This window comes from Paenibacillus sp. CR_12 (assembly GCF_041953985.1).
In the GTDB taxonomy this organism is placed as follows: Bacteria; Bacillota; Bacilli; order Paenibacillales; family Paenibacillaceae; genus Paenibacillus_AQ; species Paenibacillus_AQ lautus_A.
In genome coordinates, this window is record NZ_JAVFHO010000008.1 from 189,240 (window position 1) to 208,524 (window position 19,285).

The 19,285-nt window shown below is 51.2% G+C and carries 20 protein-coding genes and 1 tRNA gene; 6 read left to right on the forward strand and 15 right to left on the reverse strand.

The features are described 5' to 3' along the window. Nucleotides 1–15 precede the first annotated feature (15 nt). The 3 genes from RB297_RS24590 to RB297_RS24600 all read left to right on the forward strand — a co-directional run bounded on the left by RB297_RS24590 (nt 16) and on the right by RB297_RS24600 (nt 2,472). Nucleotides 16–1,014, forward strand: a complete 999-nt coding sequence (locus tag RB297_RS24590; RefSeq protein ID WP_375121701.1) for an alpha/beta hydrolase — start codon at nt 16–18, stop codon at nt 1,012–1,014. Nucleotides 1,015–1,134: 120 nt separating this feature from the next. Beyond that, nucleotides 1,135–1,515: a RidA family protein gene (locus RB297_RS24595; RefSeq protein ID WP_213579536.1), complete on the forward strand. Its 381-nt coding sequence runs from the start codon at nt 1,135–1,137 to the stop codon at nt 1,513–1,515. Between the two features lie 45 nt (nt 1,516–1,560). Continuing rightward, entirely contained in the window at nt 1,561–2,472 is a 912-nt protein-coding gene (locus tag RB297_RS24600; RefSeq protein ID WP_375121702.1) for a DMT family transporter, read from the forward strand. Between the two features lie 330 nt (nt 2,473–2,802). Here RB297_RS24600 and RB297_RS24605 read toward each other — a convergent pair whose 3' ends face one another. The 4 genes from RB297_RS24605 to RB297_RS24620 form a co-directional block, all read right to left on the reverse strand. Continuing rightward, nucleotides 2,803–3,978, reverse strand: coding sequence for an MFS transporter (locus RB297_RS24605; protein ID WP_375121703.1), 1,176 nt, complete (start codon nt 3,976–3,978; stop codon nt 2,803–2,805). Nucleotides 3,979–4,122: 144 nt separating this feature from the next. Beyond that, the gene (locus RB297_RS24610; RefSeq protein ID WP_096776299.1) at nt 4,123–5,175 is read right to left on the reverse strand and encodes an LLM class flavin-dependent oxidoreductase; all 1,053 of its coding nucleotides are present in this window, start codon (nt 5,173–5,175) and stop codon (nt 4,123–4,125) included. A gap of 96 nt (nt 5,176–5,271) precedes the next feature. Continuing rightward, complete coding sequence (locus tag RB297_RS24615) at nt 5,272–5,553, reverse strand: ArsR/SmtB family transcription factor (protein ID WP_096776696.1); 282 nt, start codon at nt 5,551–5,553, stop codon at nt 5,272–5,274. A 111-nt stretch (nt 5,554–5,664) separates the two neighbouring features. After that, a complete protein-coding gene (locus RB297_RS24620) occupies nt 5,665–6,276 on the reverse strand; it encodes a TetR/AcrR family transcriptional regulator (RefSeq protein WP_096776300.1) in 612 nt (203 codons plus the stop codon). A gap of 195 nt (nt 6,277–6,471) precedes the next feature. On the opposite strand from RB297_RS24620, the gene RB297_RS24625 reads away from it, so the two are divergent. Together RB297_RS24625 and RB297_RS24630 are read left to right on the forward strand one after the other, a co-directional pair. Continuing rightward, a complete protein-coding gene (locus tag RB297_RS24625) occupies nt 6,472–7,251 on the forward strand; it encodes a nuclear transport factor 2 family protein (protein ID WP_096776301.1) in 780 nt (259 codons plus the stop codon). A gap of 252 nt (nt 7,252–7,503) precedes the next feature. Then, nucleotides 7,504–8,694, forward strand: coding sequence for a YhgE/Pip domain-containing protein (locus tag RB297_RS24630; protein WP_096776302.1), 1,191 nt, complete (start codon nt 7,504–7,506; stop codon nt 8,692–8,694). Between the two features lie 127 nt (nt 8,695–8,821). Here RB297_RS24630 and RB297_RS24635 read toward each other — a convergent pair. Both RB297_RS24635 and nrdR read right to left on the reverse strand, forming a co-directional pair. Continuing rightward, a tRNA-Ala gene (locus RB297_RS24635) sits at nt 8,822–8,894 on the reverse strand. A 179-nt stretch (nt 8,895–9,073) separates the two neighbouring features. Further along, nucleotides 9,074–9,547, reverse strand: a complete 474-nt coding sequence (gene nrdR, locus RB297_RS24640) for a transcriptional regulator NrdR (protein ID WP_006212015.1) — start codon at nt 9,545–9,547, stop codon at nt 9,074–9,076. Between the two features lie 147 nt (nt 9,548–9,694). On the opposite strand from nrdR, the gene RB297_RS24645 reads away from it, so the two are divergent. Beyond that, complete coding sequence (locus RB297_RS24645) at nt 9,695–9,922, forward strand: alpha/beta-type small acid-soluble spore protein (RefSeq protein ID WP_053492022.1); 228 nt, start codon at nt 9,695–9,697, stop codon at nt 9,920–9,922. A 68-nt stretch (nt 9,923–9,990) separates the two neighbouring features. Here RB297_RS24645 and RB297_RS24650 read toward each other — a convergent pair whose 3' ends face one another. The 9 genes from RB297_RS24650 to pstC all read right to left on the reverse strand — a co-directional run bounded on the left by RB297_RS24650 (nt 9,991) and on the right by pstC (nt 19,219). Continuing rightward, nucleotides 9,991–10,557, reverse strand: coding sequence for a lytic transglycosylase domain-containing protein (locus RB297_RS24650; RefSeq protein WP_015736970.1), 567 nt, complete (start codon nt 10,555–10,557; stop codon nt 9,991–9,993). Beyond that, on the reverse strand, nt 10,554–11,153 hold the full coding sequence (coaE, locus tag RB297_RS24655; RefSeq protein ID WP_375121704.1) for a dephospho-CoA kinase: 600 nt from the start codon (nt 11,151–11,153) through the stop codon (nt 10,554–10,556). Before coaE ends, RB297_RS24650 begins: the two co-directional genes overlap by 4 nt. Before the next feature lie 9 nt (nt 11,154–11,162). Next, the gene (locus RB297_RS24660) at nt 11,163–11,903 is read right to left on the reverse strand and encodes an MntP/YtaF family protein (protein ID WP_340968317.1); all 741 of its coding nucleotides are present in this window, start codon (nt 11,901–11,903) and stop codon (nt 11,163–11,165) included. Between the two features lie 121 nt (nt 11,904–12,024). Beyond that, entirely contained in the window at nt 12,025–12,858 is an 834-nt protein-coding gene (mutM, locus tag RB297_RS24665) for a DNA-formamidopyrimidine glycosylase (protein ID WP_015736973.1), read from the reverse strand. Between the two features lie 146 nt (nt 12,859–13,004). Continuing rightward, nucleotides 13,005–15,665: a DNA polymerase I gene (polA, locus tag RB297_RS24670; protein WP_375121705.1), complete on the reverse strand. Its 2,661-nt coding sequence runs from the start codon at nt 15,663–15,665 to the stop codon at nt 13,005–13,007. Nucleotides 15,666–15,932: 267 nt separating this feature from the next. After that, complete coding sequence (phoU, locus tag RB297_RS24675) at nt 15,933–16,592, reverse strand: phosphate signaling complex protein PhoU (RefSeq protein WP_015736975.1); 660 nt, start codon at nt 16,590–16,592, stop codon at nt 15,933–15,935. A 54-nt stretch (nt 16,593–16,646) separates the two neighbouring features. Beyond that, nucleotides 16,647–17,402: a phosphate ABC transporter ATP-binding protein PstB gene (gene pstB / locus RB297_RS24680; RefSeq protein ID WP_009594645.1), complete on the reverse strand. Its 756-nt coding sequence runs from the start codon at nt 17,400–17,402 to the stop codon at nt 16,647–16,649. 47 nt (nt 17,403–17,449) lie between these two features. Then, a complete protein-coding gene (gene pstA / locus RB297_RS24685; protein ID WP_096776306.1) occupies nt 17,450–18,325 on the reverse strand; it encodes a phosphate ABC transporter permease PstA in 876 nt (291 codons plus the stop codon). Beyond that, on the reverse strand, nt 18,326–19,219 hold the full coding sequence (pstC, locus tag RB297_RS24690) for a phosphate ABC transporter permease subunit PstC (protein ID WP_009594642.1): 894 nt from the start codon (nt 19,217–19,219) through the stop codon (nt 18,326–18,328). Nucleotides 19,220–19,285: the final 66 nt, after the last annotated feature.

Consider the following 19,285-nt stretch of genomic DNA (forward strand, 5'->3'; position numbering starts at 1 on the left):
GAAGGCGCTGAGCTTATGACAACCCATGATTTTCTTAAAAATAACCCTATCGTGACCGAAGACCTGCATATCCCGAGCGATACGCCGGGAATCGAGCTTTATGTACGAAATAAACGTCCCGCTTCCATGAATACCTTCTCTAACGAAAAAACAATCGTAATGGTTCATGGCGCTACCTATTCAATTGGCAGTCTGTACGATGTGGAGCTGGACGGCTTCACTTTTCTGGACTACCTTGCCAGCCATGGCTATGACGTATACGCCGTGGACGTTCGCGGCTACGGCGGCTCGACAAGACCGCCTGAGATGGAGCAGCCTGCCGACCTTAATCCGCCGCTTGTCCGCACGGAGACAGGTGTCCGGGATTTTGGTACAGCCGTGGACTACGTTCTGAAACGCCGGAATTTGACGAAGGTCAACATACTGGGAATGTCTTGGGGGGGAACCGTTGCGGGAGCTTATACCAGCCAAAACAACGAGAAAGTAAACAAGCTTACGCTTGTTGCACCGCAATGGCTAAGCTCCAAACCGGTTCCGATCGATACCGGAGGCCCGCTCGGTTCGTATCGCCTTGTTGCTGCCGGCAACACGAAGGAACGCTGGCTTAGCGCGGCGCCAGAGCATAAACGCGGTGATCTGATTCCGGACGGCTGGTTTGAACAATGGGTCGAAGCCACTCTTGCTTCGGATCCGGGGAGCTTAACCGATCATCCCGAGCATATCCGGGCGACCAACGGCCCTATCCTGGATATCCGCGAATACTGGACGGCTGGCAAAGCTTTCTATGATCCTAAGGATGTCACGGTTCCCGTCCTTCTTGTCCATGCCGAGTGGGATATCGATGTCCCTCTTGAATTGGCGCAGAATTTCTTCACTTCCCTGACAGGAGCCGCCTACCGCCGCTGGGTGGAAATCGGTGAAGGGACGCACATGGTATTGCTGGAGAAAAACAGACTTCAGGCTTTTCAAGCCATTCGCGGTTTCTTGGATGAAGCATACGCCCCGGCGAAGTAAAGCTGCCGCTGCACAGTCGGACTCTAAGATTATATTGCTTGCCTAATGAGAGGCCCGGACTGTCGCCTCGGGCCTTTTTCTTCACCCATTTATCCAAGAGACGGAGAGGAATTAAATACGATGAGCCATATCGCTATTACAACAACACAAGCACCCGCAGCTATCGGCCCTTATTCGCAGGCCATCGCTTTAGGAAATACCGTGTATACGTCGGGCATGCTTCCGATTGATGCCGAAGGAAATTTGAAAGAAGGCATCGTTGACCAAACCCATCAAATAGTAAAGAACCTGCAAGCCGTCTTAGCTGAAGCTGGATTATCTTTAGCAGACGTTGTAAAAACATCCGTTTTCATGACGGATTTAGAGCATTTTCAGCAGATGAATGAAGTGTACAGCCAATATTTCTGCGATCATCACCCTGCCAGAACAACCGTAGAAGTGTCTAAACTTCCAAGAGACGCCAAGATTGAAATAGAGCTTATCGCAGTCAAACGCAATTAAATCCGCTCTATTATCCTTTATTTCTGTGAAAGAAGGCGCATCTGCTTGCGAACTTATTTGCTTCTCTTGTTTTGCGCAGCCCTTTACGGGAGCAACTTCGTCTTAGGCTCGCTGCTGCTGGAAGCATTCCCCGCCTTGCATCTGTCGGCATACCGGCTTCTGGTTTCATCGGCGTTCCTGCTTATTTATTTGGTTGCAACTCGTGGCTTGGCGAAGATTACGTTCCGCGACTTCGTTTATTTGGTCCCCTTCGTTCTAATCGGGATGCTGCTTCACCAAGTTTCTTTCTTTACAGGTCTCCGGACAACGGACGCAACCACAGCTTCGCTCATCTTATCGTTAGCTCCAATTTTTACGGCGCTATTTGCCCACTTATTTTTGAAAGAGCCGTTAACGAAACGCATGGTTGCAGGCTCGATTGTCGCCCTCACCGGTGTCTTCTTCGTGGTTGGAACTGGCGGAAGGATGAGCACAGCCATTACCGAAGGCGTCTGGATCATGTTTATCTGTATGTTGGCATTGTCGGGATCTATGATCCTCATGAAAAAGCTGACGGAACGTATGGATGCGTTTGTCGCAACGGTGTATACCACCGTACTCGGCTGCATCTCGGTATACCCGGTGGCGGTCTGGAGCGAGCCTAACGTACAATTACAGCCTCACTTTTGGTGGTGGGTTCTCTTGGTCGGTTCGGCGCTGCTTATTCAGGGCTTATGCGCCGTAATCTGGAATGCGCAGATTCGCAAGGTAGGGGCGGCTAAAGCCTCCCTGTTTCTGAATTTACAACCGTTTGTCGCCATGATTTTAGGTTATATCACGCTCGGCACCCCGATTTCCTTAACGCAAGTGGCAGGATCTGTTCTCATTATTTCCGGCGTAGTTCTAGCCACTATGCAGGGACAGAGAACAAGGAAAACAGAAGGCGATACACTGAAAATATCCTCTGCCAAGAGGTAAAAAGCCTGCGCTGTAATCGAGGCCCACAAGAAAAAGATGGAGGACTTACGATTAGCCAAAGGGAGCGCTTTATATCACGGCTCCCTTTGGCTTTAGATTTAGGGCCATCCTTTTGCGGGATGGCCCTTTCTTTGATTCGCTTGATCACGCCTTTTTGGTTCTTGCTAAGATTCGATGCGACCTAATGGATTGGCACCCTCCTCCAGATCTTTCCGGGCTGCCAACCAGCTTGAATCGTCGAGATTGAGCGCATCGCGAAGCTCCCTCCTTCTCTGATATCATTTGTTCAACTTAAATAGAAGCCTTGTTTTCAAACTTCCGCATTGCCGGTTACGCTTCGTTTCGTTCCGCTATTGCAGATCGGCGACGCATGGATAAAGAAATAATAGCCGGGATGAGTGCCATTGCGACGCCAACTCCGCCAAACCAACCAACTGCTGCAAGAGAGATGCTTTCTACAACGATACCCCCAATTACAGCCCCTACGGCCATTCCCAACTGCACGATAGAATTGTTCAAACTTAGGATGATCCCCGAAGCCTGAGGAGCCATGCCGATTAAATAAACTTGTTGAACCGGCCCCATCGACCAAGCAAAAAAGGACCATAACATAAGCAAAGGCAACACGAACATGGACGAGTGGGAGAACGCAGTCAGTAACAATAATATTCCGGAGTGAAAGAGCAGGCCCCCAATCATCGTACGGGGGATACCCCATTTATCTGCACCGTAGCCGCCAACTTGGGAGCCTATGAGACTGGCCAGCCCAAACGCAAACAACCCGACGTTTATCATCCCTTCGCTCATCCCCGTAATGTCCAGAAGAAACGGCGTTATATAGGTGTACAGCATCGTATAGCCCAATATCCAGAAAAAACTGATGGAAAGCGCGACAGCGATTCGGGGACTTTTCAACAAGGCAAGCTGTTCCCGAATAGGAACGGGAGCCTCTCCTTCCGATTTCGGAATCGTCAGCAAAAGGACCACCATCGCGACCAAGCTTAGGGCCCCGACTCCCGTAAAGATGATTTTCCAATCATGTGAGCCCGCAATGATCCTCCCAAGCGGGACCCCTAGAATAAGTGCGAGGTTAAAGCCCACTAAAACCGTGGCGATAGCGCTGCCCTGTTTTCCAGGATGAGACATTTTGGCGGCAACCGTCATGGCGACGACCATAAATACCCCCGTGCTGATCGCCAAAATAATTCTTGCTCCAAGCAGCATGCCGTAGCCTGTAGTTGTGACAGTGATCAAGTTCCCTACGAAAAACAATCCCAAAGCCGACAGCATAAGCTTTCTCCGATCCATTTTTGCCGTGAGTGCAATGAGAATCGGGGTGCCGATGGCATAAGCAAGCGAGTAGACCGTAATCAACTGTCCGGCCGCCGCTACCGACACTCCAATATCGCTTGCAAGCATGTCCAAAATGCCGGCAATCACGAATTCCGAAGTTCCGACTAAAAAGCTGACAATGGCCAGAATATAAATTTTCCATGAGTTTCCCATATGTTTCTCTCCTCTTTTCATTTCAACAGATCTAAATCTATAGAAGTCATAGTTGAAAAATAATGCTTAATTGCCGACTTCATTTCTCGGCTCAATCAAGCCTCCTTGTTCCAAGCGTTCGTACTCTGTTTAAGCGTTATGGCCTTACGTCTGACGGGCGAGCTCCTTACGAACAATCGGCGCTACTTTGGTGCCGAGAAGCTCAATCGTCCGCAGCAAGTCACGATGCGGCAATGAACTAAAATCGTTATACATCATGAATCGAGTCAAGCCTAGGTTCTTATGCAGCAGCACGATCTTCTCTGCGACATATTCGGGATCTCCAACATAAAGAGCGCCTTGAAGGCTGCGGGCTGCATCGTACGAGTCCTGTGTATAAGGAGGCCAGCCTCGTTCCCGTCCAATGTGGTTCATTTGGGCGGCCATAACGGGGTAATACCGCTTAGCTGCCTCTTGTGTCGTATCCGAAATAAAGCCATGCGAATGCGTAGCAATTTGCAGCTTATTCGGATCGTGACCGGCTTTCACGGCGGCTTCTTTATAGAGCTCCACCAAGGGTGCGAATCTCCGCGGCTCACCGCCCAGGATAGAGAAGACAACCGGAAGTCCCAGCAAACCAGCGCGAACAGCCGATTCCGGGCTCCCCCCCGTACCAATCCAGACAGGTAACGGGTCCTGCTGTGCACGCGGGTAGACGCCCATGTTGTCAATCGCCGGGCGATGACCGCCGCGCCAGGTCACCTTTTCGGAAGCGCGAATCTTCAGCAGCAGCTCCAGTTTCTCTTCATACAATTCCTCGTAATCTTTCAGGTCATAGCCGAATAGCGGGAACGATTCGATGAACGAACCCCGTCCGGCCATGATCTCCGCTCGCCCGTTCGACAGACCATCCAGCGTTGCAAAGTCCTGATATACCCGCACCGGATCGTCCGAAGATAGCACCGTCACTGCGCTCGAGAGGCGGATCCGCTTCGTTGTAGCGGCAGCTGCTGCCAGAATGACGGCTGGCGACGAGCTAGTGTATTCGATGCGATGATGCTCGCCGATGGCATAAACATCAAGGCCTACCTGATCTGCCAATTGGATTTCTTCGATCGCTTGGCGCAGCCTCTCGGCATGCGAGACACCGCCATTTCCGGGATTAGCATGGAGGAAGGTGCTCATTCCAATCTCCATCGTATTCGTTTGACCGCTCATAGTTATTCTCTCCTTCTTAATATGGAATAGGGATGATTAGCAAAGAGTCCCACCATTTCTACTGTTCTAAATATATAGAAATGATTTCGAAAAAAATTACGCCAACAAAAAGGGCGCAAATTTTTCCGCTACTTCTCGATTGACGTTATAGTGAATAAACGATCCATTCTTGCGAGAATCAATCAAGCCAGAGTCCGTCAATTGCTTTAAATGATGCGATAGCGTCGAGCCTGCAACCGATTCAAGCCTTTCACCGACCGCGGTGAAGCATAAATTGCTCTCTTTCGCGAGCAGTAAAGCGATCTTCAGCCGGGTTGGTTCCCCCAAAGCTTTATACACTTTAACCGCTTGCCCCATAGCTTCTTGATTTTCTCCCACTGTATCCACCTCCCCGCATATCTTCTGCAGTTCTATAACTATCGAAATCAAGTTTAGCACCATGTCATTCAAATGTAAAGGGCATATCTGAATCCTGCTCCTTCTACTTCGCTAATTATAATCCTCGACGGCGATGCCGGCAGCCCTTAAATGCCCGTAGGCAACGATTCTGCTAAACTGAGATGAAACTTCATCTGCAGGAAGGGGTTTATCGTTTTTAATCCACCAAATTACAATCCCCATGAAAGACGATCCGAGGTATTCGATCAGCAATTCCTTGGATATCGCTAATGGGGAGTTTCCCTGAGCAGGTTTCCACCCCTCAATTAATTTATCTTTGATGATATTTTCCATTTTCGCTTGAAACTGATAGATTCTATTCTCATCTATTAACATGGAATGATAAAAGGTCAAATTTAGAGAAATATGCTCCAGTACAGTTTGCATGACTGTCTCGAGTAGAGAAATACTGAAAGGATTCATGCTGATGGGACAAAGAATGACCGCATCCTTTAATTCGCTCAACAATTCATTCATACATGTATCTAATAAATCAGGCTTGTTTTGGTAGTGGAGATAAAATGTGTTTCGATTGATCATAGCCCGATCGGCAATATCCTGGATCGTTATCGATTCATATCCCTTTTCCTGAATAAGCTCATAAAACGCCTTTCGAATCGATTGTTTCGTGCGCAGTATTCTTAGGTCGGTTTTCTTGTTCATTGTTTTCGTTCCCCCTAAATTTATTTAGGTCGTTAAGCGACAAAGTTTTATGAGTTGTCTGTTATCCATCATAACTAAAAATATTGAATATTGAGCGTTATATTAGCCTCTATTATAATGAGCAACAGATAAATAAACAACGTCTTGTTCATTATTTATCTAATGACCAAAAAAATTCCCAAGGAGGATATTCCAATGACATCCAATCATCAGAATGAGCTTGTTCGTAAGGCAGTCGCCGTACTGGAAAGTTTTGAGAGCGGCAACCCCGAAGCGATTACGGCTTACGTTCATCCAGATCAATATATTCAGCATAACCAGGCCTTACTCGATGGTCGTGAATCCATGCTTGGCGCACTTGATCATTTAAAGGAAATGGGTACTAAGGTAAGCATTAAGCGTACTTTAGTCGACGGAAATTATGTGGCTCTTCATTCTGTATATCATTTTCACGGCCCTAAAATCGTATTTGATCTCTTCCGTTTTGAGAATGGACTAATCGTCGAGCATTGGGACAATTTGCAAGAGATGGTGGAGAAGACACCAAGCAATCATACGATGATTGACGGACCGGTTACGATTAAGGATATCGACAAGACGGATGCCAACAAAGCATTTGTCAAAAGCTATGTTGAGAACATCTTGCTCGGGAAGAACCCTGACCTGCTGGCCTCTTACTTTGATGGAGATCACTACATTCAGCATAGTCCGCATATTGCAGACGGCCTTTCCGGTCTTCACGCTGCTTTGCAGGCTCTGAAGGAGAGAAATATTGAGTTTCAATATACTCATGTCCACCAAGTAATCGGACAAGGCGATTTTGTCCTTACAATGAGTGAAGGTCTGTTTGATGGTCAACATACCGCTTTCTACGATCTGTTCCGCGTAGAGGATGGAAAGATCGCTGAGCATTGGGACGTAATCGAGGCCATACTGCCGGCAGAAAAACGAAAAAATTCGAACAGTAGATTTTGAAATTTGTGTGGCTAAATCGCAAGGCATCGCCGAAATGTAAGTGCGGTGATGTCTTGCGATTCACGAATGTACTTGAGCAATCAATTTTGTAATCAAAAAGATACAGAAGCGTTGCTGCAGCAACGCTCTTTTTGTTCATTGCCATGAAGTGATCGTGTGATGCAGCCATATTATATGGTTGCCCTTCACAAATGAAAATTGCCGTTGATAATCAACCATATGTTCATTATAAAGAACAAGGAGTAGTGGATCATGAAAATGCTGACACAAAAAATGATGTGGCTGGGCATGGTGCTCGTCCTGATCGTGTTGACCGTATTCGGGTTAGCGATGATGGGATCGGTGCTTGGATCGAAGCCAAAGGAGGTCCCGGCGGCCCTCGTTATCCTTGACCAGCCGACGGAGCTGCCGACTGGAGAAACGTTTGCGGTAGGGGAAATGATCCGGGAAAAGTTGCTGTCGAGCCCGGCAATGCCGTTTGTCTGGCATGTCGTGGATTCCGAGGAAAAGGCTCGGGATGGACTGGATAAACGCGAATATTACGGAGCGATGGTGATTCCTGCGAATCTGAGCAGCGGTTTACTCTCGTTAGCGACTCACTCGCCGATTCACCCTAATGTGAGAATCATCTCCAACGAGGGTATGAACACCCAAGCCTCGATGGTCGTAAGACAGGCAATGGGGCAAGCGATGAACATGATCAATGGGGAACTGTTGCAGCAGCTGCTTGGGCAGATCGGACAGCAAACGGGACAAATTCCCATTGAGACGGCTAAAGCTTTAATGACACCGGTGAACGTTCAGGAGGAAGTCGTGCATCCACCGGGAGTGAATAATGCGGCGGGAAATGCGCCGGGCTTGTTTACCCAGATTATATGGATCGGCAGCATGGTGACCGGAGTCGTCTTGCTCCTGGCTAGCCAGAAGGCGGTCGCCGCGGGTTCAAGGAGATGGACAGTCAGCGCGCTGCAAGCTATCGGGGGGCTTGCGATCGTCGGCATAGCCTCATGCTTCACCATATGGATGGCTTCGTCGTGGTACGGCATGGAACTGGCGAACGCGGGGGAGACGTGGTTGTTCTTATGGTTGGCTGGATCGGCGTTCTTCTTGTTGCAATCTTCCTTGCTGAATTGGATCGGATTCCGTGCAATACCGCTGCTCGTACTGCTGATGTTCTTCTCGGTGCCGCTCCTGAACATGGCTCCGGAGTTCTTGTCGCAGACGACGCGAGATTGGATCTATTCGTGGACGCCACTGCGCTTCGCGGCAGGAGGGCTACGGGAAGTCATGTACTTCGGCGGACTGGACGCCGCTCACTCAAACGCCTTGATTTTGTGGGGCGTCGCCGGTGGATTTTTGGTCTTGCTGCTCTCTTCCGGATTTAAGGCAAATCAAGCGACAGATGCCGCCCCTACTTCTGTTACAGGCGATACAATAAAGTAAGAACAATCAACGATGCGTTGTACTTCCTTTTTTTACGCTCATGTAATAATTTAATTTTCTGGGAAGTATTAAAAAGTTATTATAAAAACAAAAAAAACCCTTGATTTCTCAAGGGTTTCTCTTCGTATGGAGCCTAGGGGGATCGAACCCCTGACCTCATCGCTGCCAGCGATGCGCTCTCCCAGCTGAGCTAAGGCCCCGTAAGCGACTTCTATATCATATAAAAAATCAGCAGGCATGTCAACACTTTTTCAGAACTTTTTTGATAATGCGCAGTGCCTTTTTTCCTTCTCTATATAATGTCACTTATCGATGTTGAGAATTTGGCGCCATGAGAGCGCCGGAAGAGCACCAGGGTCGTTTAAGAACCGTAGCGCTCTTACAGCTCCTGCACGTCCGTATCCTTGGACAGCAGGCTTTTCAGTTCCTTCATGAACATATTGATATCCTTGAACTGCCGGTATACGGACGCAAACCGAACGTAAGCCACCTCGTCGACCGGATATAACCGTTCCATCAGAAGCTCCCCGATCTGGCGGCTCTCCACTTCCGCCGCCGCGGTATTGCGCAGCGCCTTCTCGACATCCGATACGATCATATCCAGCTGGTCCACGGATACCGGACGCTTCTCGCATGCCCTTATCAAACCGCGGAGCACCTTCTCCCGGCTGAACTCTTCGCGGCTTCCGTCCTTTTTCACGACGATCAGCGGCGTTTCCTCCACCATTTCAAAGGTTGTGAATCTCTTGCTGCACTGCTCGCATTCCCTGCGGCGGCGGATGGATTTATTCTCGTTGGCAGGCCTGGAATCCAGCACTTTCGTTCCGGCATAACTGCAATATGGACACTTCATAAGTTGTCTTCACTTCCTTTGTATTCAGCGTGATTCGCCCTTAATGGGCGTCAGAAAAATTTACCAGCAAAACTTTTGTCTTTTATGTTATGAAAATGCGAGACCCGAGACATAATACTTTTACCAACCCAAGGAGGTGAACTTAACATGGCACAAAGCAACAACAACTCCAACAACCTGGTTGTTCCTCGCGCAAACGCTGCTCTTGAGCAACTGAAGTACGAGGTAGCTCAAGAACTTGGTATCTCCATTCCACAAGACGGATACCAAGGTAACATGACTTCCTATGAGAACGGTTCGATCGGGGGATACATCACAAAGCGTCTTGTAACCCTGGCCGAGCAACAATTGGCTGGTCAATTCTCCGGTCAATAATTGATTCTTCCTTAAAAAAGGAGTGTTGGCGGCTCGAAGTAAGAGCCTGTCCAGCGCTCTTTTTTTCTTTAGAAGCCGCCCTTATACACATCCGTATATTGATTATAATAATAAATCACGCGCTGTACATAATGCCGGGTTTCCCCGATCGGTATACTCTTCACGTTCTCATAGGTTCCGTCCCACATGCCCTTGTTGATCCAATTCTTGACGTTCCCCGGGCCCGCGTTATAAGCGGCGATGGCGGCAATCGGATTGCCGTCCATTTCCTTGTGCAGATTCTGAATGTACCAGGTGCCCAGCTGGATGTTCGCATCCACTTCATTCTTTACGCTCAGCAGGTTCACCGACGGGAGCTTGGCCATTTCCATCGCCCAGTTCGCCGTATCCGGCATCAGCTGCATAATGCCCAGCGCCCCCTTCTTGGATTCCTTGCCCGGCTTGAAATTCGTTTCCACCCGGATGATCGAGGCCACCAGAAACGGATCGACCTCATAATAAGCGGCATGTTTGCGGATCTCATCCTTATAATGGATCGGATACAGCAGGGTCATCCAATTGGAACTTAGGAACAGCAGCGCTACAAAAGAAACGAACAGCAGGAGCAGCACCCTTTTTTTACGAAGCCACTTCATAACTGAACCAACCTGTTCCACAGGTTGTCCACCTGCTGCTGCGTTTCGGCCAACGTGCCGCTGTTATCGATCAGGATATCCGCTCGAAGCTTCTTCTCCTCAATGTCCATCTGGCTGCTAAGACGCGCCTCTGCCGCTTCCCGGGTAAGAGCGTCCCGCTCCATCAAACGCGCAAGCTGCAGCTCGCGCGGGACATAGACAACAGCGATCTGCTTCAGATAAGGATAGGCTTCCCTTGCCTCCAGCAGCAATGGAATATCCGCTACCACGAGCCGGTCGGGATGCTGCCGTTCATACGCCTCCGTCCGTTCCCGTATTTCCTGCCGGATTGCCGGATGCGTAATCTCATTCAATGCCGCTCTCTGCTCCGGATGACGGAAAATCATCTCCCCGAGCTTCTTTCGATTCAACGTACCGTCTTCAAACAGGATCGCTTGTCCAAAATGTTCGGTCACTTTACCCAGCACCGGATGACCCGGGAGCATCACTTCCCGGGCGATGATATCCGCATCGACGAGAAGCGCTCCCTTCATGGCCAACATGGAGGACACGGTGCTTTTGCCTGTTGCAATTCCTCCGGTTAAACCGATATTCATGACTTCACCTCATAACAGCTTCATTATACCCATGACAACTAATAAAAAAGCAGGCAAATACGAGATAAAACGCATGCCTCCCTTGGCCGCAAAACGGAGGCCGACCCGCATGCCCAGCACCAGAAATATCCCGCTGAACAAGGAAACCACGGCTGCGGTGCCTAGCGGCGAGAAACCCAGCATCGCTGCGCCGAGCCCTGCTCCGAACGCATCGAGCGACAGCGCGATCCCCAGCCACATCGCCTCCCATGGTGAGATGCTGCCGGAGTCGTCCAGATCCGCTTTCGTCGGGCTGCGGAGAATTTGAATGACGACGCCGATCTTCGGTATTTCAAGGGAGAATACCGCTCGCTGAAGCTGCTCTTGGCCTGCCGTGGTAACTTCACGACGCGGTGTCCCTTGATGAATGGCTCCCGGCGTTTCCGTAAGCGATGCGGAAGAATCCACGGCGGATGCCGGCTGCACTTCAGGCTCGCTGCTTCTCCGAACCTGCTGATATAAAGACCATAGGCCCAGCAGTATCAAAATGGCAGCTCCGATCACGGATGCCGCAGACGGGGATAAGAACCGCTGCAGCAGCGCGCCTGCCTGCATGGAGACGCCAAGCACCAAACCGGAACACAGCGAGATGATCAATACAGACAGCAGCGGTATCCTTGTTTTGCGCAGACCGTATGTAACCCCTGCCCCAAATCCGTCCAAGCTTAACGCCATGGCCAGCAGGGCAGACGAGAAAATATGACTGAGCACCCTTTTCCCTCCTCCAAAGCTCCACATCAAGCTGCTCATTCATGAAGAAGAGCTGCCGATGCGCTCCACATATGTTCCACATTATATGTGGGGGAGCAGGAATGGGTGCACGCCTATTCAATTACTTCTTGACCGGCTGACACTTCGGGCAGTAATGGGTCCCCCGTCCGCCGACCACGATCTTATGAATCGGGCCGCCGCACGCATGGCACGGCTTGTCCTTCCGACCGTAAATCTGATGGCTGTTCTGGAACATCCCCATCTCGCCCTGCCCGTTGACATAGGACTTGATGGAAGATCCGCCCGCGTCGACGGCTTCGGACAACGTATCCACGATCGCATGATACAATCGCTTAAGTTCGGCATCCTTCAGGCTGTTCGCGTTCCGCTCCGGATGAATCTTGGCCCGGAACAAGGCCTCATCAACATATATATTGCCGATGCCGACCACATATGCCTGATTCAGAAGCACCGCCTTGATCTTCGTTTTCTTGGTGCCGATGACTTCCTTGAAGGTTCCGAACGTAAACGTGTCATCCAGCGGCTCATAACCAAGCTTGGCAAGGGGAGCATGCTGGAACTCTTCCCCCGGCGCAAATAGATGCATCGTTCCGAATTGGCGCACGTCCTTGTACCGCAGCTCCGTCCCGTCCGAGAAATGGAAGATGACATGGGTATGTTTCTCCACCGGCTCCTCGGCTCGGTACACCCCGTAACGCCCCTCCATCCGAAGATGCGAAACGAGCACCAGCCCGTCCAGCAAGATCCGCAAAAACTTCCCGCGGCGCTCCACGCCTTCCACGGTATGGCCCTTTAACATAAAAGCAAATGCCTCGATATCGTCAGGACGCTGGATAATCCGCGGCAGGTTCACGGATACATGATCTATATGCTTACCTTTAATCAATTGGTTCAGTGTTCGTTTCACGGTTTCTACTTCCGGCAATTCCGGCATAATGACTTCACCTCATCCCCCATTATACCGGAAGTTGGGACAGAGCGGGACCATGGTTTTGTGGAAAGGTATGGTGCATAACCGCCTCCCTCTTCACCCCATGATCCCCCTTAATGAACCCTATCCGCCAGCACACCGTGCAGCTTTTACTTTGCCTCGTACCAGTTCTCGCCATAGCTGACTTCCGATTTCAGCGGCACGGACAGCTTCAGCGCCTGACTCATCACGTCCGGCACCAATTCCTTCATGACCTCCAGCTCATCCTCCGGTACCTCGAACACCAATTCATCGTGCACCTGGAGCAGCATGCGGCTCTTCAATTGGCGCTCATGGAGCGCCTTGTCCATATGGACCATGGCCAGCTTGATGATGTCCGCGGCCGTTCCCTGAATCGGCGTATTCATCGCCGTCCGCTCTGCAAAAGAGCGCAGGTTGAAGTTGCTGGCGTTAATCTCCGGCAGATACCGTCTGCGTTCGAGCAAGGTCTTCACATACCCGTCTTGCTTCGCCTGCTTGACGATCACGTCCATATAGCGCCGCACGCCCTGGAACACCTCGAAATACTGGTCGATAAACGCTGCCGCTTCCTTCCGCGTAATGTTCAGGTTCTGGGACAGGCCATAGTCGCTGATCCCATACACGATGCCGAAGTTAACCGCCTTGGCGGACCGGCGCATATTGGAGTCCACCTCATCCATGCCGACTCCAAACACGTCCATCGCCGTCTTGGTGTGGATGTCCATGTCGTGGACGAAGGCTTCCTTCAGCCGTTCGTCGTCCGAGATATGCGCAAGCACGCGAAGCTCGATTTGGGAGTAGTCCGCTGCCAGAATGCTCCAGCCCGGTTCCGACGGAACGAAAACCTTGCGCAGCTTGCGCCCTTCCTCCAGACGGATCGGAATGTTCTGCAAATTCGGGTATTGGCTGCTCAGACGGCCGGTAGCGGCAATGGTCTGACGATAGTAGGTATGCACTTTGCCGGTTGCGGATGAAATCTCCTTCAGCAGTCCTTCCACGTAAGTGGATTGCAGCTTGGCCAATGTACGGTACTGCAAAATCAAGCGGACGATATCGTGATAAGGCGCCAGCTTTTCGAGCACCTCGGCATCGGTGGAATAACCGGTTTTGGTCTTCTTGATGACCGGCAGCTCCAGCTTCACAAACAGGATTTCGCCGAGCTGTTTAGGCGAATTGAGATTGAATTCCGTTCCGGCGATCTCGTAAATCTCCTGAACGAGCTTCGCGATCTGCCCTTCGAACTCGCGTCCCAGCTCCTTCAAATCCTCCGCATTCACGGCGATTCCCTGCTTCTCCATATCGGCCAGAATGCGGGAAAGCGGCATCTCCAGATCATGGAACAGCGGGAGCATTTCATTCGCAGCCAGCTCCTTCTCCTGAATGGGAACCAGTTCGGATACGGCCAGGCATTTTCTGGCCATGTGCTCGCTGAGCTTCTCCACATCGGGAACCTTGTACTTGGCCCCTTTACCGAACACGTCCTCGTCGGCTTGAAGATAGGCCAGACCGTACTTGGAGGCCAGCCCGCTAAGGGTTTGATTCGATTCCGTAGGATCCAGCAGGTAAGCTGCCAGGTGAACGTCGAATGCCGCGCCGGCAAAAGCGATGCCCTGCCAATGCAGCGCCAGGTCAATACGGTGCAGGTCATACCCGCGTTTTTGGATCTCGCTATCGGCAAGCCAAGCACGGACAGGCTCCGCCTCTTCCGACTTCAGCACGTCAAACGAAATGAAGTACTGCCGCTCCTCCGTCGCGAGTGCCAGCCCGATCACGTCCGCATGATGGGGGTTGTCCCCATGCGTTTCCACATGGAGCACGGTCACTTGTGCCAGATGATCCGCAACCTCGGCAATTCCCGTCGCGTCCACAAGGGTCACGTCGATCTTCGCTTCAGGCTTCGACTCCGCCGCATCACCAGCGGCACCGCTTGTGCTCAGGTTCAACCGTTCAATAAGCGATTTAAACTCGAGCTTCGCCAGTGCGGGACCAGCCGTCTCTTCATTCAGGCCCGTAAATGCCATTTCATCCAGCGACTGTTCCAGCGGCACTTCGCGGAAGATCGTAGCCAGCTTCTTGCTGAGTATGGCGGAATCCGCATGCTCCTCGATCTTCTCTTTCATCTTGCCCTTCAGCTCATCGGTCCGGGACACCACCGCTTCAACGGATCCGAATTCATGAAGCAGCTTCAGCGCGGTCTTCTCCCCTACTCCCGGAACGCCGGGAATGTTATCGGAAGCATCGCCCATCAATCCCTTAAGGTCGATAATCTGATCAGGCGTCAGGTTATACCGCTCCTTAATCTGTTCCGGTCCGTAATACTCGATTTCGGTGACGCCTTTGCGGACCATCGCGATCGTGGTATGCTCCGAAGCCAACTGCAGCATGTCCTTGTCCCCGGAGACGACCATCACCTTGCGGCCGGCTTCGTCAGCCTGGCGGGTAATCGTACCGATAATGTCGTCGGCCTCATAACCGCCGATTTCGAATTGGGAGACGCCCAGGCCTTTCAGCAGCTCCTTCAGCAGCGGGAATTGTCCTGAGAGCTCCGGCGGGGTCTTTTGTCGGCCGCCCTTGTACTCCTGAAAATCCGCATGGCGGAACGTTTCCTTGCCGGCATCGAATGCCACCATCATATGCGTCGGTTTATGCTCCTCGATCAAGCGAAGCAGCATCGTCGTAAAGCCGTAAACCGCATTCGTCTGTTGTCCGCTGGCATTGGTCAGCGGCGGCATCGCAAAGAATGCCCGGTAAATGATATTATTTCCATCAATCAGAATCAACTTGTCCATAGAACACCTCGCACCAATATTACTTCCTTTCCACATGATAACATAGGTTAACGCCAAATCCGAACAATCCGTTCGATTAACGGTGAATTCGTGTTTTCCCGCAAAATAGCCCCACAAAGTGGAGCCTGTGCTTCGATGCTTATTCCAAATCCTTTGCGGGGGCCCCAAAACATATAAATGCGATGAAAGAATGGCCTCGCTTCGCTGGAGTTTTCTAAATGCTCGCAAAAAAACGCCGGCTTTCGCCAGCGTTTGACTAACATTTAGCTATTGATTGAGGTCAGGACGATGACCCGTTACGAGGTACACCGTGCTCTCGCCGATGTTGGTTGCATGGTCGGCGATCCGTTCGATGTAGCGTCCCACCATGATCAGCAGCATCGCTTGATTGGCCGAATCCGGATCGGATGTCAGATGCGAATACAGGTCCTGCAGAATGACGCTGTACAAGTGATCGACCTGATCATCATCCTGTGCCATTTTATAAGCCAGATCCGTATTTTCCGTCAGATAGGATTCGATGGATTCCGAAACCATCGCACGCACCATATCCGACATCCGCGGAAGATCCACCAAAGGCTTGATCAGTTTCTGGCCTTGCAGACGGATCGTAACTTTAGCGACATCCCGCGCCAAGTCTCCCATACGCTCCAAATCGCTTGCAATCCGGAAAGCAACCAATATTCGGCGCAAATCCTTTGCCACAGGCTGCTGGGTCACGATCAGGCGGGAGCCGATGTCCATGATTTGCTCTTCCATGTTGTTTAACTGCACATCGTTCTTGATAACCGCCTGCGCTTTCTCCGCATCCAAGGTCTGGAGGGACTCCACGCTGTTTGCCAGCGCCTCCTCCATATGCTTGCCCATATCCTGCAGCAAACTTCTCAGCTCATCAAGCTGCTGATCAAACTCAATTCTCCGGATCATGTATGATGCTCCTCCTATCTACTTTTAAGAAAGATCATTGTCGTAATAACGGCCTTAACCGAAACGGCCTGAGATATAATCCTCGGTACGTGCATCCGACGGCGTCGAGAATAGCGTATCCGTATTTGCGGATTCAACCACTTCGCCATTCAGGAAAAATACCGTCTGCCCGGATACGCGTGCAGCCTGATGCATATTGTGCGTAACCATAACGATGGTGTATTTGCTCTTCAGCTCCTGCACCAGCTCTTCGATCTTCAGCGTCGAGATCGGGTCCAGCGCGGACGTGGCTTCATCCATGAGCAGGATATCCGGCTGTACGGCAAGGGCCCGGGCAATGCACAGGCGCTGCTGCTGACCGCCGGACAGGCTCAGCGCAGAACGCTTAAGATAATCTTTGACTTCGTCCCACAGCACAGCCTGCTTCAAGCTTTGCTCCACGATTTGGTCAAGCTCCGCTTTATTGCGGATGCCGTGCAGGCGCGGCCCGTAAGCGATGTTGTCATAGATCGATTTAGGGAACGGATTCGGCTGCTGGAACACCATCCCTACCTGCTTGCGCAAGGCCTCGACGTGGACCTCCTCGCTGTAGATTTCCGTCCCGCCGATTTGCACGCTGCCTTCGATTCGGGTGGAAGGGATCATGTCGTTCATCCGATTCAGCGTACGCAGCAGCGTTGACTTACCGCAGCCCGACGGTCCGATGAATGCCGTCACCGTTTTCTCCGGAATGTCCAGATCGACGTTTTTAAGCGCATGGTACGTATCGTAGTATAAATTCAATTTTTTTATCTGTATGATGGATTCCATATCTTATTCATGTCTCCTTTTTCACGATTAGATCTGCTATGCGTCTCTTAGATGTTCTTCGAATACTTGTTCCGAATCCACACGGCTGCGATGTTCATGATGAACAGCATGATGAGCAGCAGGATGATACCCGAAGCCGCCAGCTCGTGGAATGCCTCACTTGGTCTGGATACCCAGTTAAAGATCTGGATCGGCATGACAGTAAACGAATCGAGCAGATTTTCCGGCAAGAAGGCCACGTACGTTAAAGCACCAATCATGATAAGCGGTGCGGTTTCGCCGATCGCACGAGACAAGGCCAGGATAACCCCGGTCATAATTCCAGGAATCGCTGACGGCAGCACGGCGCTGGATACCGTTTGCCACTTCGTTGCGCCCAGCGCGTATGAAGCGTCACGCCGGTTCTTAGGCACGGCGCGAAGCGCCTCCTGCGCCGCAACGATGATAATCGGCAGCACGAGCAGCGTCATCGTTAGTACCCCGGACAACAGGCTGCGGCCAAGATTCATGCCGCGCACGAAAATCGCCAGCCCCAGGATGCCGTATATAATAGAAGGAACCCCTGCAAGCGTACTGATATTCAGCTGAATGAGCCGAACCCAGCGGCTGCGGCCCGCATACTCTTCGAGAAAGATGGCCGCGCCCACGCCCAGTACGAAGGACAGTGGAGCCATGAGCAAAAGCAAATAAATCGTGCCGACAATCGGCGATTTCAGTCCTGCTTTATCCGCGATGCGCGACGGAAAGTTGGTGAACAGATCAGGCGAGAGCCGATGAACGCCATCCATCACGATCGTCACGATCAAAGCCATCAAAACAAGAATACCGATGCTGGTACAAGCCAGGAAAATCATATGCAGCGTCTGGTCACTACGGCGTCTCCGGTTGATTCCTTTGCTGTCCCCCAGATTCAATTGTTCCATCTAGTATTCCTCCCTGAAGCGGCGAGCGACCCACTGCGCCAATATATTAAGCAAGAAGGTGATGACAAACAAGGTCAAACCTACTGCAAAAATCGTACCGTATTCAATCGTTCCTCGCGGAACGTCTCCCATGCTTACCTGAACGATATACGAAGTCATCGTCTGAATGCTTTCCAGCGGATTCAGCGTCAGCTGCGGCGTGGCGCCTGCAGCCACCGTCACGATCATCGTTTCGCCGATCGCGCGCGAGAATGCCAATACGAATGAGGACACGACCCCGGACAGAGCGGCTGGAAGCACGATCTTCAGCGCAACCTCGAATCGGGTAGCACCCAGCGCGTATGCCCCATGACGAAGACTCTTGGGAACAGCACGCATCGCGTCTTCGCTTAAAGACGAAATCATCGGCAGGACCATGATGCCGACCACGAGCCCCGCGCTAAGCGCATTGAATATCCCCATATCGGGAAAAATCTTTTGAAGGAATGGCGTTACGGTTTCAAGCGCAAAATATCCGTAAACAATCGTTGGTACACCAGCCAACACTTCAAGCACTGGCTTTACAACCCCCCGAACCCGGGCAGGAGCGTATTCATTGAGATAAATAGCGCATGCCAAGCCGATAGGCACTGCGAAAATGATCGCAATGCCTGTAATCAGCAATGTGCCGCCCAGCAGGGGCAGCACGCCGAATTCTTTTGGAGGGAGAATCGGACTCCATGTCGTTCCGGTCAAGAAGGACCATACCGGCACTTCCTTGAAGAAGATCACGGATTCCTGTAGAAGCGTATATACGATACCGATGGTGGTAAACACCGAAAGCATGGCACACAAGCCGAGCAGGATTGGAATGATTTTGTCTGAGATGCGCGTTTTGCTTCGACGGAATGTCATGCTTTTAGTGTTTGCCGCCACGGGTGAAGTTTTGTTCATTCTCCTCTTCCCTTTCTATGGGTTGCC

Excerpts from the sequence above, each read along its gene's own strand:
- nrdR (WP_006212015.1), bottom strand. The coding sequence starts at position 9,547 with ATGAAGTGTCCATATTGCAGTTATGCCGGAACGAAAGTGCTGGATTCC.
- RB297_RS24625 (WP_096776301.1), top strand. The coding sequence starts at position 6,472 with ATGACATCCAATCATCAGAATGAGCTTGTTCGTAAGGCAGTCGCCGTA.
- pstC (WP_009594642.1), bottom strand. The coding sequence starts at position 19,219 with ATGACATTCCGTCGAAGCAAAACGCGCATCTCAGACAAAATCATTCCA.
- RB297_RS24630 (WP_096776302.1), top strand. The coding sequence starts at position 7,504 with ATGAAAATGCTGACACAAAAAATGATGTGGCTGGGCATGGTGCTCGTC.
- RB297_RS24590 (WP_375121701.1), top strand. The coding sequence starts at position 16 with ATGACAACCCATGATTTTCTTAAAAATAACCCTATCGTGACCGAAGAC.
- pstB (WP_009594645.1), bottom strand. The coding sequence starts at position 17,402 with ATGGAATCCATCATACAGATAAAAAAATTGAATTTATACTACGATACG.
- RB297_RS24610 (WP_096776299.1), bottom strand. The coding sequence starts at position 5,175 with ATGAGCGGTCAAACGAATACGATGGAGATTGGAATGAGCACCTTCCTC.
- mutM (WP_015736973.1), bottom strand. The coding sequence starts at position 12,858 with ATGCCGGAATTGCCGGAAGTAGAAACCGTGAAACGAACACTGAACCAA.
- RB297_RS24650 (WP_015736970.1), bottom strand. The coding sequence starts at position 10,557 with ATGAAGTGGCTTCGTAAAAAAAGGGTGCTGCTCCTGCTGTTCGTTTCT.
- RB297_RS24605 (WP_375121703.1), bottom strand. The coding sequence starts at position 3,978 with ATGGGAAACTCATGGAAAATTTATATTCTGGCCATTGTCAGCTTTTTA.
- RB297_RS24595 (WP_213579536.1), top strand. The coding sequence starts at position 1,135 with ATGAGCCATATCGCTATTACAACAACACAAGCACCCGCAGCTATCGGC.
- RB297_RS24620 (WP_096776300.1), bottom strand. The coding sequence starts at position 6,276 with ATGAACAAGAAAACCGACCTAAGAATACTGCGCACGAAACAATCGATT.
- pstA (WP_096776306.1), bottom strand. The coding sequence starts at position 18,325 with ATGGAACAATTGAATCTGGGGGACAGCAAAGGAATCAACCGGAGACGC.
- coaE (WP_375121704.1), bottom strand. The coding sequence starts at position 11,153 with ATGAATATCGGTTTAACCGGAGGAATTGCAACAGGCAAAAGCACCGTG.
- phoU (WP_015736975.1), bottom strand. The coding sequence starts at position 16,592 with ATGATCCGGAGAATTGAGTTTGATCAGCAGCTTGATGAGCTGAGAAGT.
- polA (WP_375121705.1), bottom strand. The coding sequence starts at position 15,665 with ATGGACAAGTTGATTCTGATTGATGGAAATAATATCATTTACCGGGCA.
- RB297_RS24645 (WP_053492022.1), top strand. The coding sequence starts at position 9,695 with ATGGCACAAAGCAACAACAACTCCAACAACCTGGTTGTTCCTCGCGCA.